The organism is Mycetocola sp. 2940 (assembly GCF_040548835.1).
Lineage (GTDB): Bacteria > Actinomycetota > Actinomycetes > Actinomycetales > Microbacteriaceae > Mycetocola_A.
On record NZ_JBEPSK010000003.1, the window covers coordinates 402,797 to 419,051 of the forward strand.

Genomic DNA, 16,255 nt, shown 5'->3' on the forward strand with positions numbered 1-16,255 from the left:
CCCGAGCCATGCCACGTACCATCAGCTACTCCCAGGCCATCAACGAAGCACTCACCGAAGAGATGGAGCGCGACGAGCGCGTCGTTCTCATGGGTGAGGATGTCGGACGGATGGGCGGGATCTTCGGGGTCACCCCTGGGATCTACGAAAAGTTCGGCGCCGACCGTGCCATCGACACCCCCATCTCTGAGATGCTCATCGTCGGCGGCGCCGTGGGAATGGCCATCACCGGCCTGCGGCCCGTCGCCGAGCTGCAGTTCGCCGACTTCATCTTCAACGCGGCGGACGAGACGTTCTCGAAGATGAGCAAGTGGCGCTACATGCACGGCGGTCAGTTCACCGTGCCGATGGTGCTGCGGCTCCCCGAGGGCGCGACGGGCGGCGGCGGCGCCGAGCACTCGCAGTGCCCCGAAGCCGCGCTGCTCGAACACCCCGGCTCGCACATCGTCGTCGCGTCGAACCCCGCGGATGCCAAGGGGCTGCTGAAGGCCGCGATCCGCGACGACAACCCGGTCGCGTTCTTCGAGCACAAGGGCCTTTACGCGATGAAGGGCGAAGTCCCCGACGGCGACCACCTCGTCGAGATCGGCAAGGCCGACATCAAGCGTCAGGGCACGGATGTCACGATCGTCGCCTGGGGCAAGATGGTCGGCCTCTCGCTGAAGGCGGCTGAGCAGCTGCAGAAGCAGGGGATCAGCGCCGAGGTGCTCGACACCCGCGGGCTTCGGCCGCTCGACACCGAGGCGATCTTCGCGTCGATCGAGAAGACCGGACGCCTGATCATCGCGCAGGAAGCACCGAAATCGGGCGGCGGAGCATCCGAAATCGCGGCGATTGTCGCAGAGGAGGCACTCGACCTGCTCGAGGCGCCGATCATCCGGGTCGGGGCGATGGACGTACCGATCCCGCAGAACGCCATGCTCGAAGCGCTCGTGCTGCCGACGTCTGCCGACATCGAGCGCGCCGCCATCTCGATGCTGCGCTGACCCGCTCCCACACACCCGTTCATTCGAAAAGGAACCCCGCGAATGCATCTGCTTCATCTGCCCAAGCTCGGCTACACCATGGAGACCGGCTCGATCACCGGCTGGCTCGTGGCCGAGGGCTCGACGTTCGACGTCGGCGAAACGCTGTACGAGGTCGAGACCGAGAAGAATGTCGTGGAGGTCGAGGCGCGGCTTCCCGGCACGCTCGTGCGGGTGATCGCCTCCTCCGACGAAGCGCTCGACGTCGGCGACCTGGTCGCCGTCGTCGCCGACCCGGGCGAGGATCTCTCGCCTGAGGACATCGACTCGGCCATCGGCAGCGACAGTCACGGGGATGCCGTCGACGACGGGGTGGCCGAGATCCCGCCGAGCGCGGAGACCGAAGCGCCGGGCATCACGTCGCAACTCGATGCTCCGATGGAAGGCCCCGCGTTCCTCGCGGCGTCGCCCAGCGGGCGGGTGCGTGCGCTGCCGAAGGTTCGTGCGGCGGCCGACCGCCTCGGTGTCGACCTCGCCACCGTGACCGGCACCGGCCCGCGCGGGTCGCTCACGGTCGAGGACGTCGAACGCGCCGCGTCGACCTCCGCGGCATCCGATTCGGGGAACGAGGGGCAGCCTGCGATCTCAGAGCGCCGCACACTGACCGGTGTGCGCAAGGCGATGGCGGCCGGCGTGACGAAGAGCTGGGCGGAGGTGCCGCAGTTCGTGCAGCAGATCCGCGTCGACATGAGTGCCGTCGCCGAGTACCGCGCCGCGAAGAAAGCTGCCGGTGAACCCGTCGGCGTAACCGCGGTGCTCGCCGCCGCGATCGCCCACGCCGTGCAGGCCGTGCCCGAGGTGAATGCGACGCTGCAGGGCAACGACCTTCTCCTCTATACCGACGTCAACATCGCTGTCGCCGTCAGTTCCGACCGGGGGCTCGTCGTGCCGACGGTCGGCGGGCTGCAGGGCGAGCCTCTCGCCGGCGTCGAGGCGAAGATCCAGTCGGTCGTCGCCGAGGCGCGGACCGGGTCGCTGCCCACCGACGTCCTTCCGACGATCACCCTGTCGAATCTCGGCGGATATGGGGTCGAAACCGGGATGCCGCTGGTCACGACACCGCAGGCGGCGATCGTCTTCGCCGGTGACATCGTCGACACCCCGGTCGTCGTCGACGGGCAGGTCGAGATCCGGCCGCTCCTCGGCATCGCGATCGGCTACGACCACCGGATCGTCGACGGGGCTACCGGCGGCGAGTTCTGCCGGGCCCTGCGGGCAGCACTCGAGGATCCGGGCTCGCTCGAGACCCCCGCACGGAGCGCATCATGAGCGGCCGTCGCGCGGTGATCACCGGGTCCGCCCAGGGCATCGGCAAGGCGGTGGCGCTGCGGCTCGCCGACGACGGGGAACGGCTGGTGCTCGTCGACCTCAAAGCCGACCGGCTCGAAGAGACCGCAGACGAGCTCCGGGGCCGAGGCGCCGAGGTCGAGACGGTGCAGTGCGACCTGTCGAAGTCCGACGGTGTCCTCGCGCTCGCCGAGACGCTCGAGGAGTCGCCGGTCGACATCCTCGTGAACGTCGCCGGCATCGGGATCATGTCCGAGTTCCGCGAGCTCACCCTCGAGCAGTGGAACCGCACCTTCGACATCAACCTCGTCGCGATGTTCCTCCTCTGCCAGAAGATCGGCGGGGCGATGGCCGACCGCGGTGCCGGCCGCATCGTCAACATGGCGAGCATCGCTGGCAAGCGCGGCGGCGAGAATCTCGCCGACTACTGCGCGTCGAAGGCCGCAACGATCACGCTGACGCAGTCCGTGGCATCCGCGTACGGAAAATTCGGGGTCACGGCGAACGCCGTCTGCCCCGGACTGGTCTGGACGCCGATGTGGGAGGCCACCGGTGCGTGGCTCGCCGACAACGCGCCCGGCTTCGCGGGATCCGGGATGAGCAACCACGATGCGTTCATGGCGAGTGTGAAGGCGACGACGCCGCTGCAGCGCCCAACCCGGGTCGAAGACATCGCATCGGCGGTGAGCTTTCTCGTCTCCCCGGACGCTGAGCTGATCACCGGCCAGGCGCTCAACGTCGACGGCGGAATCGAAGTGCACTGATGACGAACACAGAAATGGCCGGGTCCGATGTCTCTGCCGTGGCGACCGATGTCAACCGGCGGGTGATTCAGACCCGAACCGGTGTGCCGTCGGAGGTCGTCGAACTCGAGCGGGTCGAGGTGCCGCAACCCGGCCCCGGCGAACTGCTCGTCGAACTCGTCCTCGCGCCGATCAACCCGGCCGAAGTGCTCATGTTCGAGGGCAACTACGGGCACCGCGAGACGGTGCCGGCGCTTCCCCGGTTTGCGGGAATCGAGGGCGTCGGTCGCGTGGTCGGGGGAGCGACGGATGCCATTCCGCTCGGGTCACTCGTCTCGATCGCGGGAGTTCCCCCGGTTTTCGCCGACTACCGGGTGATCCCCGCGGCGTCGGCGCTCGTGCTGCCCGACGACATCGACCACGAATCGGTCGCTGTCGCCTTCGTCAACACCCAGGCGGTGCTGATGATGCTGCACGAGAGCCCCGAGATCGGGGCGGGCGACTGGATCATCCAGAACGCGGCCAACTCCGGTTACGGGCGGATTCTCGACGCGGTCGGGGCGAAGCGCGGCATCCGGGTGATCAATGTGGTGCGCTCCGAGTCGGCGGCCGAGATCATCCGCGAGTCGGCTGTCGGGCCGGTCGTCCTCGACGGTCCTGACCTGGAGGCGCAGGTCGCGGCGCTGACCGCGGGGGAGTCGCCGAAGCTCGCGATCGACGCGATCGGTGGGGAGGCGACCAACCGACTCGCCGCGACCCTGGCGCCGGGCGGGCGCGTGCTCGTCTACGGGCTGATGTCGGGCGAGGACTGCGTCGTGGATACGCGACTGATCGTGTTCGGCGGCATCCGGGTGGAGGGGTTCTGGATGCCACGGTCGTTTCCGCGGATCGGGGCCAAGGCGCTGGGTGACATCGCGGCCACCGCGCTGCAATACGTGCGCGAGGGAGGAATCGACGTGCCGATCGAGGCGCGCTACGGGCTCGACGACATTGCGGCCGCGCTGGAGCATGCCAGCCGGCCGGGTCGGACCGGCAAGGTGGTCGTCACGCGGTAGGCGTCGGAGTCGCCGTCGGAGCGTGCCGCGCGGGGCCGGTTCGCTCCGATATCCTTGCCAGAACGCTCACGAGGGGTAGGCATGTCCAATTCGAATCCAGCGCTCCGGGCCGCTCGGCGTCGGATGACATCAGACCAGCGGCATCATGAGATCGTGACGGTCGCCGCGCAGCTGTTCGACGAGTCCACTTTCGCCAACACGACGATGGACGACATCGCCAAGAGGATCGGCGTCGCCAAGCCGACGCTGTACCACTACTTCTCGAGCAAGGAAGAGATCCTCAACGCGATCCACGAGGAGTTCATCGACGTTCTGATCCGCCATCACAGCGAGCGCGACAACGCCGGGCTGCGCCCGGAGCAGCTTCTGCTCGAGGCGATGGCCGACATTCTTGAGCTGATGCAGACCCACCGTGGTCATGTACGGGTGTTCTTCGAGCACCACCGGGAGCTGGCGCCCGAGGCGCGCGCCGTCATGCGCAGCAAGCGAGACGACTACGAGCGAGTCGTCGAAGACCTCATCAAAGAGTGCATCGCGCGGGGAACGTTCCGTCCGGTCGACCCGCGGCTGGCCAGCCTGGCGTTGTTCGGCATGTGCAACTGGGCGTACCAGTGGTATCGGTCCTCTGGGTCGATCCGGCCGCGAGAGATCGCGTACCAGTTCTGGAACTTCCTCGTCTTCGGGCTGGCCGCGGACACCCTCCGTGCCGATGCGGGCCTGCTGCAGGGCCCGCCGCTCGCTGCGCGCGACTGAGCCGCCAATCGCCGTAATGCTATTATCTGCGTATGAATGCAGATAAGAAGATTTGCGGACGCGAGCCGGATAGTCAGTTTGTCGAACTCGCCGTCGAGGTCTTCGCGATGCTGGCGGACCCGACGCGTGTTCGGATGATCCTCGCCCTTCGAGATGGCGAACGCTCGGTGAGCGAATTGGCAGAGATCGTTGATAAGTCTCCTGCGTCGGTGTCCCAGCACCTGGCGAAGCTTCGCCTCGCCCGATTCGTGACAACAAGACAGGAAGGCACCAAAGTCTTCTATCGCCTCGAGAACGAACACGCGAGTCAGCTCGTTTCGGATGCCATATTCCAGGCCGAGCACTCCCTCGGAGGCACTCCGCGTCACCACCACGCCGGTATCGAGGCGGCATCGTGATGTCAGGGCATCCGCCGCGCGAACTGGATCACAACCACGACCACGACCATGACCACGATCACGGCGAAAGTCATGACCACAGTCACGACCACGGCCACCATCACGGTTCAGCCGGCCACTCTCATCCGAGCGGCATCAAGGGCTTTCTCCACGGGCTCTTCGTGCCTCACACCCATGATTCCTCGGACTCCATCGACGACGCTCTGGAGGCGAGCACACAGGGGATTCGGGTTCTGAAGATCAGTCTGTTGATTCTTCTAGCCACCACGATTCTCCAGTTCGCTGTTGTCCTCATCTCCGGTTCCGTCGCGCTCCTCGCCGACACAGTCCACAACTTCTCCGACGCCCTCACTGCTGTCCCTCTGTGGGTCGCGTTCATCCTCGGACGCCGAGCAGCCAGTCGCCGGTACACCTACGGCTATGGGCGCGCGGAGGACCTTGCCGGTCTCTTCATCGTTGCCGTCGTCGCTCTCTCCGCCGTGGTCGCCGGATGGCAATCCGTGGAACGGCTTCTCAACCCGCAACCGCTCGACAACTTGTGGTGGGTGGCAGTCGCCGGCATCATCGGATTTCTCGGCAACGAAGCGGTGGCGATCTACCGCATCCGCGTCGGGCAGCGGATCGGCTCGGCCGCTCTCGTAGCTGACGGCGTCCACGCCCGAACCGATGGGTTTACCTCACTCGCCGTGGTCATCGGGGCTTTTGGTGTCATGCTCGGGTTCCCGCTCGCCGACCCGATCGTGGGCCTCATCATCTCAGCCGCCATCATTGTGCTGCTCTGGGGGACAGTCCGCAGTATCGGACGTCGTCTCATGGACGGCATCGACCCCGATCTGCTGGATCGTGCTTCGCACGCACTCCAGCACACCCCGGGCGTCGTGTCCGTGCCGCGGCTGCAACTCCGGTGGGTCGGCCACCGCCTTCAGGGGGCAGCAACCATTGCCGTACCTGACTCGTCACTATCCGATGCCGAAGCGGTCGCAGTCGATGCGCAGCGTTCACTCGAGCGTGCCCTCCCCACGTTGGACGACATGACCATTCGGACGATCGCAGCCGCAACACCAGCGCGGTAACCCCCGGGATCCCCGGTGCATTGGCTTCGGGCCCATTCGCGGTGCCAACCCGGGCACAGCGAAAAGGCGGGGATGCCGCTCCGCGACATCCCCGCCCGTCTCAACTAGTCGCGACTAGTGGTCCTCTCCGTGCGAGTGACCGCCGCTGCTGCCGGTGGTGCCCTCAGGACCAGCCGGTGCAGGCAGGGTGAGCCCGCCGGGGATGTGCTTGCCGACCACTCCGTTGACCGACTCGGTGGAGTAGGCGTAGACGAGAACAGACAGCGCAATCGCATCGATGTTCACATCGAGCGCCTCGACGCTGATGTTGTCGATGGTGTCGCAGGCCTGGTGGTAGCACTGGTCGTAGGACTCACCAGCGATACCGCCCCAGATGGCTTCCTGCTCCTCGGTCTTGATGACCTCGGCGCCGGTGAACAGGCCACCAGCCGGAATGCCGTTGAGGATGAAGGCCTCGTAGTCACTGCGACCGCTGAATTCAGCGTCGTCATACGGCACGCCAACGCTCGTGAAGTAGCTCTCGAAGAGGTCCTCGATCGCGACCGATCCCTCGGGAACGACGACAGGGGCCGGGAACTGGGACTCGTCACCGTCGTACACCATGAAGATGTAGTTGGGCGAAGCGACCATGTCGAAGTTCAGGTACAGCGCGATGCGGTCCTTCTCTTCCTGGCTCAGTCCGGCAACGTACTCTTCGGAGCCGATCAGGCCGGCCTCTTCAGCACCCCACCACGCGAAGCGGAGGGTGTTTTCGGGCTTGAGCTTCGAAATCGACTCAGCGATCTCCAGCAGCGAAGCGGATCCACTGCCGTTGTCGTTGATGCCAGGGCCTGCCTGAACCGAGTCGAGGTGCGCACCGGCCATGACGACGTTGTCAGTGTTCTTGCCTGGGAGCTCCGCGATGACGTTCACCTGCGGGCGTTCCTCGGGCAGCGGCACCGTGATGTGGGCAGTCGATCCGGCCTGTGCCAGCGCGACGCCCTGCTGGTAGCTTGCGCCCACCACGGGGATGCCGACGACATCCGATCCGCCGAGGGTACCCACGATGAGGTCCTGACGGTCAGCCGTCGTAAGGTTTCCCTGGTTGAAGATGATGACGCCGGATGCACCTGCCGCTTCCGCGTTCAACGCCTTAACCGCGAAGTCACAGCTGCCGCGCTGGATGAGCGCGATGTTGCCCGCCGGGAATCCGGTGAAGTCCGCGACCTCGCAGCCGCTGGTGCTCGTGTTCGGCGTGGTGAGCTGCACATCGACAGGCGTAACAGCTGCCGTCACATCGCCGGGACCACTGCCGGTGAACGGGCCGGTTGGGTACTCGGCCGCGATCGGCGTGAGCTGTTCGAGAGTCGACGGCCCCACATAGGTGAAGTCGAACTCGTCAAGTGTGACGGTCCATCCAGCCGCTTCGAGAGTCTCGACGACGTAGTCGACGCTCGCGTCGTAGCCGGAGGTCCCGGCCGCGCGGTTGCCGTCGTTCGCGTCGGCGATCGCCTGTAACGCCTCGAGATGCTCGACAGCGCCGTCGGCGTCGACGCACTGAAGGAGCTTCTGGACGGTGTTGTTGTTCTGATTCGCGCAGCTTTGCGCGGATCCAGGTGCGGCGATTGCGGCCCCGGTCGGGACGAGCGCGAACGCGGCGGCTGTCGCTGTAGCGACCAGAACCGTCCGTGCTCGCCTTGTCAGTGTGGCAGTTGACTTCATTGTCTCCCTTTCACTCGGTACCCCTTGGTCGGGGCACACGTTGATCGAGAGCATAGGTGGATTGAGCGCGCCTCAACAGCCCCCATTGCAAAGAAGGGGCTCTTGCAACCCTCCGCTGGTCGAGTAGCGAGGAACGCGCGCATCGAGCCCGAATTCGGCGGGCCCGGGAGATCTAGGATTGACCGGTGCCCACCCCCACCCGCCTGACCAGGTTGAGCCCGCTCGTGCTCGCCGCCATCGCGGTGACCGTGCTCGCCTGGGCGAGCGCGTTCATCGTCATCCGGGGTGTCGGGCCCCATTTCTCCCCCGGTGCGTTGTCGCTCCTGCGGCTCCTCGTCGGCACGGTAATGCTCGGCATCCTGCTCATCGGACGCCGCTGGGTGAAGCCCACCGGTCGTGAATGGCTGCTCATCCTCGGCTTCGGCGTCGCCTGGTTCGGCGCCTACAACGTCGCGTTGAACACGGCGGAACTGTCGCTGGATGCCGGCACCACCGCGATGATCGTCAACCTCGCGCCGATCCTCGTCGCGCTCGGAGCGGGGCTGTTCCTCGGCGAGGGTCTCCCGAAATGGTTGGCCATCGGTGCCGGTGTCGCGTTCATCGGGGTGGTCCTCATCGGCATCGGAGCCCGCGACGCCAACGGCAGCATCGACCCGGTCGCCGTGCTCTGGGCGCTTCTGGCCGCCGTCACCTACGCCGCCGGTGTGTTGTTCCAGAAACCGGCGCTCACGCGCTTGCCTGCCGCGCAGGTGACCTGGCTCGGTTGCGCCATCGGCACGATCACCTGCCTGCCGTTCACCGGCCAGCTGATCGCTGACCTGCAGTCCGCGCCGGTGCCGTCCATTCTCGGCGTCGTCTACCTCGGTGTCGTGCCGACCGCGATCGCGTTCAGCACCTGGGCCTACGCCCTGTCGCGGGTGCCGGCCGGGCAGCTGACCATCTCCACCTACATCGTGCCGCCCCTGGCGATCCTGATGGGGGTGCTGTTCCTCGGCGAACTGCCTACCGTGCTCGCGATCGTCGGCGGCATCCTGTGTCTCGTCGGGGTGGCGCTCACCAGGCGCCGACCCCGGGTCCGGCCGACCAAAACCCCGCTCGTCCGCCAATCGCCGTAAAATTCACGAGCCGACCGGCTCACCGAAGGGAAAATTGTGTCCTCTCACTTTCACCAGGTGATCGCCCATTACAGTGTTCAGCCAGGCGAGGCCGAACGGGTTCTCGAACTGCTCGCGGATCTCACCGCCGCAAGCCGCGCTGAACCAGCGAACCTGGCCTACGACTACTACCGCAGCCCGATCGACGAAAACCACATCGTGATCATCGAGCGTTACACGGACGTTGCGGGCTTTGCCGCGCACCGCGCCAGTCAACATTTCCAGCGCATCGGCCTCAACCAGATCATTCCTCTGCTCGCCAGCCGAACCGTCGAGGAGTATGTCCCCTTCGAGGCGCAGCCCGCTGAAGCGTCCGAAAAAGACGCATAGCGCGTTTCGGTCTACGGCACGTTGAACAGCCCGTCGACGTTGCCGAGCGCATGAGTCCCTACGGCGTGCTGGTGGGCGCCGGAATGTTGCCGCGGTGCTCGTCGACCCCGGCATTGAGCCAGGCGAGCATTCCGAAGGCGTAGCCGAAGATCAGCACGAAGGCGATCACCATCGACGCGAGGGAGAGACCGATGCCCCACGCGGCCCTCCGGCGCGGGCGATTCGCGAGGTTCAGTCCGACGATGCCGAGGGCCGCGCCAATGGGGCCAAGGGCGAAAGCCAGCAAACCGACGATCGGAAGAAATGAGATCACGACAGCGGTGATGCCGATGACGAACGCGGCAAGGCCGGGGCCGTTCGTGTGCATCGGCTCGGCCGGCCCGACCACCGTGTAGCCATGCGGTACGGCGCCCTGCTGGTGCAGCTGTGCGAGGTCGAGTGGCTGTTGCGGTGGGTTCGTCATGGGTCGAGTCTGCCGTACCCGGGCGCTCTCAGTTTCCGCCGGGCGCTGATCCATCGGTGGTCGAGTGGGCCGCCCGCGCCGAGACTGCGGTTCCCGTCTAGAGCCACCGGGGGGCGGGAGGTACCTCGGCGGAATCAGCCGTGACCCCGGCCGCGCCCCGCCCGGTCGCCCAGGCGGCCAGATCCGCGGCGCTGCCGCTCAGCGTGTCCGCCCCCGCGGGATCACCAGAGGTGATCCTCGCGTCGCGATCGATGGGCCGCAGAACGACCGAGGGCACGGGCTCAGAACCCCGACGCCGGTCCCACTCGCCGAGCACGTCGGTGAGCAGACGGTCGACGAACTCCGCGGGGAAGTCGCTGAACTGCGCACCGTTCCCCAGGTCGACGGCGTGAATCCAGACCTCGCGGGCACGCATCCACACCGTCAGCGACACCGGAATCTGCCGGCCCTGGGCGGAGCGCACCTCGTGCGACCAGGCATCCGGTTCCAGATCGCGCCAACCGGCGTCGAGTTCGGCGGCGGCATCCGTCGACAGTGTGCGGAGTTCCTCCACCGGGAGCTTGGCGTAGCGCGTGATGTCTTCGTTGCGCCGGGTGGGAGAGTTGTACATCAGCGTCTCAACACCGGTTGCCGCCCACCTCGTCAGGTTGCCGAGCGCACGCGCGTTGAGGCCGACGTGGGCGACGACGTCTCTCCGGCTCCAGCCGTCGAGGGCGGAATCCGCGTCGAAGTCGGCGTCGCTGAGCTCACCGAGTTTGCCCGAGAAGTAGTCCTGCCCCTGGCGCACCAGGCGAAGATTCTCCTGCACGGGGTCGGGAGCCTTGTCGTCTCCGGCCGTGCCGTCGGTGTGCACCATTGGGGTCCCCTCATCGATGGGCGGTTCGTCCCAACGATATCCGGGTGCTCTCTCCGATGGTGCAGCAGTACCGGTCAGAGGTTGGCGCCACCCCGGTACTGGGCGGCCGGGTGGGTCTCCGGAAGCCGCGGGTGCCCGAAGATCCGCTCACGGAGGGTTTCGCCGTCGACGTAGGCGTCGCGCATCCGGCCGCGTGCACGCAGCACTGGCGTGACCAGCTCACCGAAGTCGAGCGCTGTTTCGAACGAGTGGTACTGGCGCAGGTTGATGCCGTCGATGCCGTCTTCGTCGAGCCAGCGTTCGATGTCGTCAGCCACCTTCTCCGGTGTTCCGGCGCTGAAGAACTGTTTCTGATCCCACGCCTCGTCGACCGCCTGGCAGTACTGCGCGACGGTGAACGCGAGCGGCAGGCCGCCGGCTTCGATGAGGTCCTGTCTTCCTTCGCGTTCGAGTGCCTCACGCACGGTGATGTCGCCCGGGTGGTCGAGCGGCCGGAACGGCACGCTCTGGTGGATGAACTTGCCCTCCTCGCTGATGAACGAGCGGTAGCGTTCGAGCTTCTCGGCGACCTCTTCATCGGTCCGCCCGACGATCACCGTGGCCATGACGACGAACTTGAGATCGTCGGTGCTGCGCCCGCGCTCCACAGCGGCATCCTGAATCACCTGCATGTTCCGGGCGAGGGCGCCGTACGGGCGGTCGGCGGTGAACAGGACCTCGGCGTGCTTCGACGCGAAGGCGATTCCGGATGTCGACGCGCTCGCCTGAAAGAGGAGCGGCGTCCGCTGCGGCGACGGTTCGGAGAGATGCGGGCCGGCGACCTTGAAGTGAGTGCCGACGTGGTCGATGGGACGCACTTTGGTGGCATCCGAGAAGACGCCGCGTTCGCGGTCGACGACGACCGCGTCGTCATCCCAGGAGCCTTCCCAGAGCTTGTAGACGACGTCCATGTACTCGTCGGCGATCTCGTAACGCGTGGCGTGCGGGATCTGGTCTTCGAGTCCGAAGTTGCGGGCGGCGTTGGGCAGGTAGGAGGTGACGATGTTCCAGCCGACACGACCCTCGGTGAGGTGGTCGAGCGTGCTCATCCGGCGGGCGAACGCGAACGGCGGTTCGTAACTCGTCGAGAAGGTGACGCCGAAGCCGATGTGCTTCGTCACCGCGGCCATCGCGGGGATGACGAGGAGCGGATCGTTGTTGGGGATCTGCAGCCCCTCGGTCACGGCAGGCTCGAGGCTGTCACGGTACACGTCGTACGCGCCGATGACGTCGGCGATGAAGATCGAGTCGAAGCCGGCGGCCTCAGCCACGCGCGCGAGTTCGAGCCAGTAGCCGATCGACTTGTAGTGCTCGCGCTGGTTACCCTCCTGCCGCCAGAGCCCGTGGGTGATGTGGCCGGGCGTGTTCATCTCGAACAGGTTGACGATGAGGCGTTTGGGGGATGTCATTCGATCTTCTCTGGTGCTGAATTGCGGTCAAACCATTTTCGCGGCCATGAACGCCGGATGCCAACGCGCCGGTAACAGGACGACACGTGGCCTCAGCGTTGCATGAGCGCGTCGAGGCCCACCGCGACCGCCGCAGCAAGCCGGAAGTCCACTCGCTGGTCGGGCACCTCGACCGTGTACCGGTCCCGGAGGGTGAACTGCCGGGTGCTGGACAGAACCGATGCGCCGGTCATCTTGTCTGTGAAGTCGAAGTGGAACGAGAACGGAAAGTCGATGAACCGACGAAGGAGAGCGGTTGTGGCGTCGCGTTCCTGGCCGTAGGCCTCCAGACCCGGGCCGTTCAGGTGAAAGCTGGAGCGCATCAGGCTGGCTCCGAAGTCCTTCTGGAACGACCCGAGAACGGTTCCATCGGCGGCGGTGACGTCGTAGGCCGCGGCCAGGTCCATCACCCGCCGTGCCTTGAAACCGAACAACGGCTGAGTCCTGGCGTCGTCGGCGAAAAAGGTGACTTGTTCCTTCATGGCCATGCGCTTCTGCTGGGCGACCGCGAACATCCGCCCTTCGGAGCCGTCGGGGAGGGCCTCGCGAATCTCGTAGCGGTTCGCCAGCATCGTGAGCCTCTGCTTCACGAAGAAGCGCGGGAGGTACTGGAGCGAGAAGCCGGTCATGGGTGCCCTTCGGGGAGACGCGCGGTGGTCGTCTGTGGAGCGTATCGTGCACCAATGCACCCTGTCGGGCTCACCGCGACCGGCGTACGATACTGCGCAGAAATTCGAACAACGCCCGCTGGGTCGGCTTCCGGCCCGACGGACGAGGGAACCCGCAACGGCTGCGCATGCCCTCCTCCGAGTTCCCTGCCGGGCGACGCGCACCCCACAAAGCCGCGCTCGCCGCATAACTCCGCTCCACTTTTTCTGGAGGATGATTCCTATGTTGATGGAACTCCACTGCGTCCTTCCCGCCGCCGATATCAAACGAGCGCGCACCTTCTATCAGGAGATGCTCGACCTCGAACCCGACGAAGTACACGAAGCGACACTCGTGTACCACTCACCCGGTGGCACCTTCGAGATCTACGAGACCCCCAACGCCGGCAGCGCCAAGAACACGCAAATGGGCTGGGTGACCAACGACCTCGAGGCCGAGATGGCCCGCCTCCGCGAGCGCGGGGTCGTCTTCGAGCAGTACGACAACCTGCCCGGAATGGACATGAAAGACGGCATCGCCTACTCGGAAGAGGGACGAGCCGCCTGGTTCCGCGACACCGAGGGCAACTTCCTGGTCATTGAGGAACGAGCCTGACAATCTGAATCGCCCACTGTCCGGGCGCAGTCACCAGCCACGCTGCGTGAGTGCGCCCGGATTCGGTGAGTACGGCCCAACGGATGCCACTGGGCCGGCTGCGTGATCCCCCTCGTGTAACGCGCGCGGCGGCGCTACCCTCCCGTCATGGCATCCGTTCTTCTCTGCAGCACGCCGTTTCACGGCCACATCATGCCGCTCACGGCGGTCGCTCGGTACCTTGTCGCCCGCGGCCACCGGGTGCGCTTTCTCACCGGATCGAACTACCGCGGCGCGGTGGAAGCCACCGGCGCCACGTTCCTGCCTCTTCCGGCGGAAGCCGACTACGACGACACCGACATGGATGCCTCGTTCCCCGACCGGGTAGGAAGGTCCGGGCTCGACGGCGTCCGGTGGGACGCATCGAACATCTTCCTCCGCCCGGCCGCGGCACAATTGCGGGCGGTCGACGAGGCGCTCGCCGCCGAGCCCGTCGATGCCGTGCTCGTGGAGAGCACCTTCGTCGCCGCGGCTCTGCTGCTGATGCGACAGAAGCGGCCGACGGTCGTGTATCTGGGTCTCAGTCCGCTTGCGCTCCCCAGCGTCGACACCGCGCCCTTCGGACTCGGGATTCAACCCCTGCGCGGCCCACTCGGCCCGGTGCGCAACCGACTGCTCGCACTGTTCGTCGAGAAGGTCGTCCTCGGACCGGTGCAGAAGGAGGCGGAGCAGATCGCCAAGGACCTCACCGGCGAGCAGGCGCGGGGATTCTTCATGAACGCGCTGGCACGGGCGGATGCCGTCGTGCAGTTCAGCGTTCCCTCTTTCGAATACCCGCGGCGCGACCTGCCCTCGACTGTCCAATACATTGGACCGGTTTCGCGCACCACCCCATCGACCCGCGAATTGCCCGAGTGGTGGCCCGAGCTCGAAGGATCGCAGCCGGTCGTCCATCTCACCCAGGGGACCGTGGCGAACACCAACTACGACGAGCTCATCGCTCCGGCGATGGAAGCACTTGAGAATGAGGATGTTCTCGTGGTCGTGTCGACGGGAGGGCGGCCGGTGTCGACGCTGCCGAAGCCACTGCCCGCGAATGCGCGGGCGGCCGAGTATCTGCCGCATGACCGGCTGCTGCCGTTGACCGACGTCTTCGTGAGCAACGGCGGGTATGGGGGAGTGCACGTCGCGCTGGAGCACGGTGTGCCGCTCGTCGTCGCCGGCAAGACCGAAGACAAGGCCGAGGTGACTGCGCGGGTCGCGTGGGCGGGTGTGGGCATCAACTTGAAGACCAACCGGCCGACGCCGAAGCAGGTTCGGGATGCAGTGCGAAAGGTGCTGGCAGACGACAGGTATCGCGTGGCGAGCAGGCGGATCGGCGCCGACATCGCTGCGTCGCCGGGCCTGGCCGGCCTGGAGCGGGTGATCGAGGACCTCATCCGCCCGTCGGTGGTCGAGTAGCGAGGCTCCTTCGGTGGTCGAGTAGCGAGGAACGAGCGTATCGAGACCCCCCCCGTTGGTCGAGTAGCGAGGAACGAGCGTATCGAGACCGCACCGTTGGTCGAGTAGCGAGGAACGAGCGTATCGAGACCCCCCCCGTTGGTCGAGTAGCGAGGAACGAGCGTATCGAGACCAGGTATGCCGCGACCAGTCTCGCGTGACGCCCTCTCAGTCCGCCCTACTCAACCGCGAAGTAGTACCAGTCCCCTCCGTCGGACGGACCGCCGTACCTGACCGCCCACATGCCAGCGGCGGGGTCATCGCTCGGGATCGCGATGACGACGTTGCCGGTGCTGCGCTCGCCTGGTTCCATCCTGAGTTTGAAGATCAGCGCCGACTCTGGAGCGAGAGCGGGAGCGTCAAGCGGGCTGTAGCTCTGGGCATCCGAGGCCACGTACTGAACCGTGACATCGAGCGCTGGGAAGACCGTGGCGTCGGAGAGTGTCGTGAGATCAAGAGTGGCCATCGCCCACTGCATCCCGGCCGGGGCCTCCGGGTTTGCCGGGATGGCGGCTACCTCGTCGGTCGCGTCGAGAATGGATGCCGACAGGGTCACCCGGTAGATCGCGTCGCCGCTGTCGTCGGTCAGTTCGACGCTGGTGTTGAGTGGGTGGACTTCGTTGAAGGGCGCGCTCGTCGGCGGGGGATCGGTGACCTCGGTGGGCACCGGGCGGTTCTGTGTCGATTCGTCGACGCCTTCGGAGATGGCGAAGATGAGGCCGAAGGTGTAGACGAAGACCATGACGAACGCGAGAATGAGCGAGACGACGGACAGCACCGTGCCCCAGATCGCCATGACTCGTGGGCGGTCCACCAGCACGAGGCCGACGATGCCCAGGATGAGGCCGCAGGTGCCGAGCGGGAACGCGAGGAAGTTCACAATCGGGATGACGGCGGCGACGATCGCGATGATGCCGAGGATGAGGGCCGCGAGTCCGGGTCCGTTGCCGTGCTTCGCTGGCGGTTGTCCCGCCAGAGGGTACCCGGCAGGTGGCTGCTGCGCCTGCGGGTGGAACTGGTTCAGGTTGTACGTCGACTGCTGGTGCGGTGGATATGGCTGCGTCGGATGTGTCACCTGTGGTTGCTGGGGTTGGGGTCCCGCCGGTCCGGACGGGCTCTCCGGTGAGTTGGTCATGCTCAGAGTGTCTCTCTCAGCCGGACCTACGTCGAGGGGGTTTTAACCGCTGA

Annotated in this window: 17 protein-coding genes; 11 read left to right on the forward strand and 6 right to left on the reverse strand. The window is 66.2% G+C overall.

The genetic code is table 11. The features are described from left to right. The first annotated feature begins 8 nt into the window (after positions 1-8). The 7 genes from ABIE24_RS06735 (at position 9) to ABIE24_RS06765 (ending at position 6,334) form a co-directional block, all read left to right on the forward strand. On the forward strand, positions 9-986 hold the full coding sequence (locus ABIE24_RS06735; protein WP_354498009.1) for an alpha-ketoacid dehydrogenase subunit beta: 978 nt from the start codon (positions 9-11) through the stop codon (positions 984-986). 42 nt (positions 987-1,028) lie between these two features. Beyond that, positions 1,029-2,294 carry a dihydrolipoamide acetyltransferase family protein gene (locus ABIE24_RS06740; RefSeq protein ID WP_354498011.1) on the forward strand — a complete coding sequence of 422 codons (1,266 nt, stop codon included), beginning with the start codon at positions 1,029-1,031 and terminating at the stop codon, positions 2,292-2,294. Then, positions 2,291-3,076: an SDR family NAD(P)-dependent oxidoreductase gene (locus tag ABIE24_RS06745; RefSeq protein WP_354498013.1), complete on the forward strand. Its 786-nt coding sequence runs from the start codon at positions 2,291-2,293 to the stop codon at positions 3,074-3,076. Before ABIE24_RS06740 ends, ABIE24_RS06745 begins: the two co-directional genes overlap by 4 nt. Next, positions 3,076-4,110 (forward strand): zinc-dependent alcohol dehydrogenase family protein, encoded by a 1,035-nt coding sequence (locus ABIE24_RS06750; protein ID WP_354498015.1) that lies wholly within the window; start codon positions 3,076-3,078, stop codon positions 4,108-4,110. Before ABIE24_RS06745 ends, ABIE24_RS06750 begins: the two co-directional genes overlap by 1 nt. A 123-nt stretch (positions 4,111-4,233) precedes the next feature. Further along, a complete protein-coding gene (locus ABIE24_RS06755; protein WP_354498017.1) occupies positions 4,234-4,863 on the forward strand; it encodes a TetR/AcrR family transcriptional regulator in 630 nt (209 codons plus the stop codon). A 32-nt stretch (positions 4,864-4,895) separates the two neighbouring features. Next, entirely contained in the window at positions 4,896-5,261 is a 366-nt protein-coding gene (locus tag ABIE24_RS06760) for an ArsR/SmtB family transcription factor (RefSeq protein ID WP_354498019.1), read from the forward strand. A gap of 161 nt (positions 5,262-5,422) precedes the next feature. Further along, entirely contained in the window at positions 5,423-6,334 is a 912-nt protein-coding gene (locus tag ABIE24_RS06765; RefSeq protein ID WP_354498021.1) for a cation diffusion facilitator family transporter, read from the forward strand. Positions 6,335-6,448: 114 nt separating this feature from the next. Here ABIE24_RS06765 and ABIE24_RS06770 read toward each other — a convergent pair whose 3' ends face one another. Continuing rightward, complete coding sequence (locus ABIE24_RS06770; protein ID WP_354498023.1) at positions 6,449-8,035, reverse strand: M28 family metallopeptidase; 1,587 nt, start codon at positions 8,033-8,035, stop codon at positions 6,449-6,451. Positions 8,036-8,220: 185 nt separating this feature from the next. Here ABIE24_RS06770 and ABIE24_RS06775 point away from each other — a divergent pair, with 185 nt between their 5' ends. After that, entirely contained in the window at positions 8,221-9,150 is a 930-nt protein-coding gene (locus ABIE24_RS06775) for a DMT family transporter (RefSeq protein ID WP_354498025.1), read from the forward strand. A gap of 57 nt (positions 9,151-9,207) precedes the next feature. Continuing rightward, complete coding sequence (locus ABIE24_RS06780) at positions 9,208-9,519, forward strand: putative quinol monooxygenase (protein ID WP_354498027.1); 312 nt, start codon at positions 9,208-9,210, stop codon at positions 9,517-9,519. A 58-nt stretch (positions 9,520-9,577) separates the two neighbouring features. Here ABIE24_RS06780 and ABIE24_RS06785 read toward each other — a convergent pair whose 3' ends face one another. The 4 genes from ABIE24_RS06785 to ABIE24_RS06800 form a co-directional block, all read right to left on the reverse strand. After that, entirely contained in the window at positions 9,578-9,982 is a 405-nt protein-coding gene (locus ABIE24_RS06785; protein ID WP_354498029.1) for a hypothetical protein, read from the reverse strand. A 97-nt stretch (positions 9,983-10,079) separates the two neighbouring features. Beyond that, the gene (locus ABIE24_RS06790; RefSeq protein ID WP_354498031.1) at positions 10,080-10,838 is read right to left on the reverse strand and encodes a maleylpyruvate isomerase family mycothiol-dependent enzyme; all 759 of its coding nucleotides are present in this window, start codon (positions 10,836-10,838) and stop codon (positions 10,080-10,082) included. 74 nt (positions 10,839-10,912) lie between these two features. Next, on the reverse strand, positions 10,913-12,286 hold the full coding sequence (locus ABIE24_RS06795) for an NtaA/DmoA family FMN-dependent monooxygenase (RefSeq protein ID WP_354498033.1): 1,374 nt from the start codon (positions 12,284-12,286) through the stop codon (positions 10,913-10,915). 92 nt (positions 12,287-12,378) lie between these two features. Continuing rightward, a complete protein-coding gene (locus ABIE24_RS06800) occupies positions 12,379-12,954 on the reverse strand; it encodes an LURP-one-related family protein (RefSeq protein ID WP_354498035.1) in 576 nt (191 codons plus the stop codon). 262 nt (positions 12,955-13,216) lie between these two features. On the opposite strand from ABIE24_RS06800, the gene ABIE24_RS06805 reads away from it, so the two are divergent. Both ABIE24_RS06805 and ABIE24_RS06810 read left to right on the forward strand, forming a co-directional pair. Continuing rightward, positions 13,217-13,588 carry a VOC family protein gene (locus ABIE24_RS06805; RefSeq protein WP_354498037.1) on the forward strand — a complete coding sequence of 124 codons (372 nt, stop codon included), beginning with the start codon at positions 13,217-13,219 and terminating at the stop codon, positions 13,586-13,588. A 147-nt stretch (positions 13,589-13,735) separates the two neighbouring features. Next, on the forward strand, positions 13,736-15,028 hold the full coding sequence (locus ABIE24_RS06810) for a glycosyltransferase (RefSeq protein ID WP_354498039.1): 1,293 nt from the start codon (positions 13,736-13,738) through the stop codon (positions 15,026-15,028). Between the two features lie 217 nt (positions 15,029-15,245). On the opposite strand, the gene ABIE24_RS06815 is transcribed toward ABIE24_RS06810, so the two are convergent. Further along, positions 15,246-16,202 carry a DUF4190 domain-containing protein gene (locus tag ABIE24_RS06815; RefSeq protein ID WP_354498040.1) on the reverse strand — a complete coding sequence of 319 codons (957 nt, stop codon included), beginning with the start codon at positions 16,200-16,202 and terminating at the stop codon, positions 15,246-15,248. Positions 16,203-16,255 lie beyond the last annotated feature (53 nt).

Coding starts and splice junctions, on each gene's coding strand:
- ABIE24_RS06735 (WP_354498009.1), top strand. CDS start 9: ATGCCACGTACCATCAGCTACTCCCAGGCCATCAACGAAGCACTCACC.
- ABIE24_RS06740 (WP_354498011.1), top strand. CDS start 1,029: ATGCATCTGCTTCATCTGCCCAAGCTCGGCTACACCATGGAGACCGGC.
- ABIE24_RS06745 (WP_354498013.1), top strand. CDS start 2,291: ATGAGCGGCCGTCGCGCGGTGATCACCGGGTCCGCCCAGGGCATCGGC.
- ABIE24_RS06750 (WP_354498015.1), top strand. CDS start 3,076: ATGACGAACACAGAAATGGCCGGGTCCGATGTCTCTGCCGTGGCGACC.
- ABIE24_RS06755 (WP_354498017.1), top strand. CDS start 4,234: ATGACATCAGACCAGCGGCATCATGAGATCGTGACGGTCGCCGCGCAG.
- ABIE24_RS06760 (WP_354498019.1), top strand. CDS start 4,896: ATGAATGCAGATAAGAAGATTTGCGGACGCGAGCCGGATAGTCAGTTT.
- ABIE24_RS06770 (WP_354498023.1), bottom strand. CDS start 8,035: ATGAAGTCAACTGCCACACTGACAAGGCGAGCACGGACGGTTCTGGTC.
- ABIE24_RS06785 (WP_354498029.1), bottom strand. CDS start 9,982: ATGACGAACCCACCGCAACAGCCACTCGACCTCGCACAGCTGCACCAG.
- ABIE24_RS06790 (WP_354498031.1), bottom strand. CDS start 10,838: ATGGTGCACACCGACGGCACGGCCGGAGACGACAAGGCTCCCGACCCC.
- ABIE24_RS06795 (WP_354498033.1), bottom strand. CDS start 12,286: ATGACATCCCCCAAACGCCTCATCGTCAACCTGTTCGAGATGAACACG.
- ABIE24_RS06800 (WP_354498035.1), bottom strand. CDS start 12,954: ATGACCGGCTTCTCGCTCCAGTACCTCCCGCGCTTCTTCGTGAAGCAG.
- ABIE24_RS06805 (WP_354498037.1), top strand. CDS start 13,217: ATGTTGATGGAACTCCACTGCGTCCTTCCCGCCGCCGATATCAAACGA.
- ABIE24_RS06810 (WP_354498039.1), top strand. CDS start 13,736: ATGGCATCCGTTCTTCTCTGCAGCACGCCGTTTCACGGCCACATCATG.
- ABIE24_RS06815 (WP_354498040.1), bottom strand. CDS start 16,202: ATGACCAACTCACCGGAGAGCCCGTCCGGACCGGCGGGACCCCAACCC.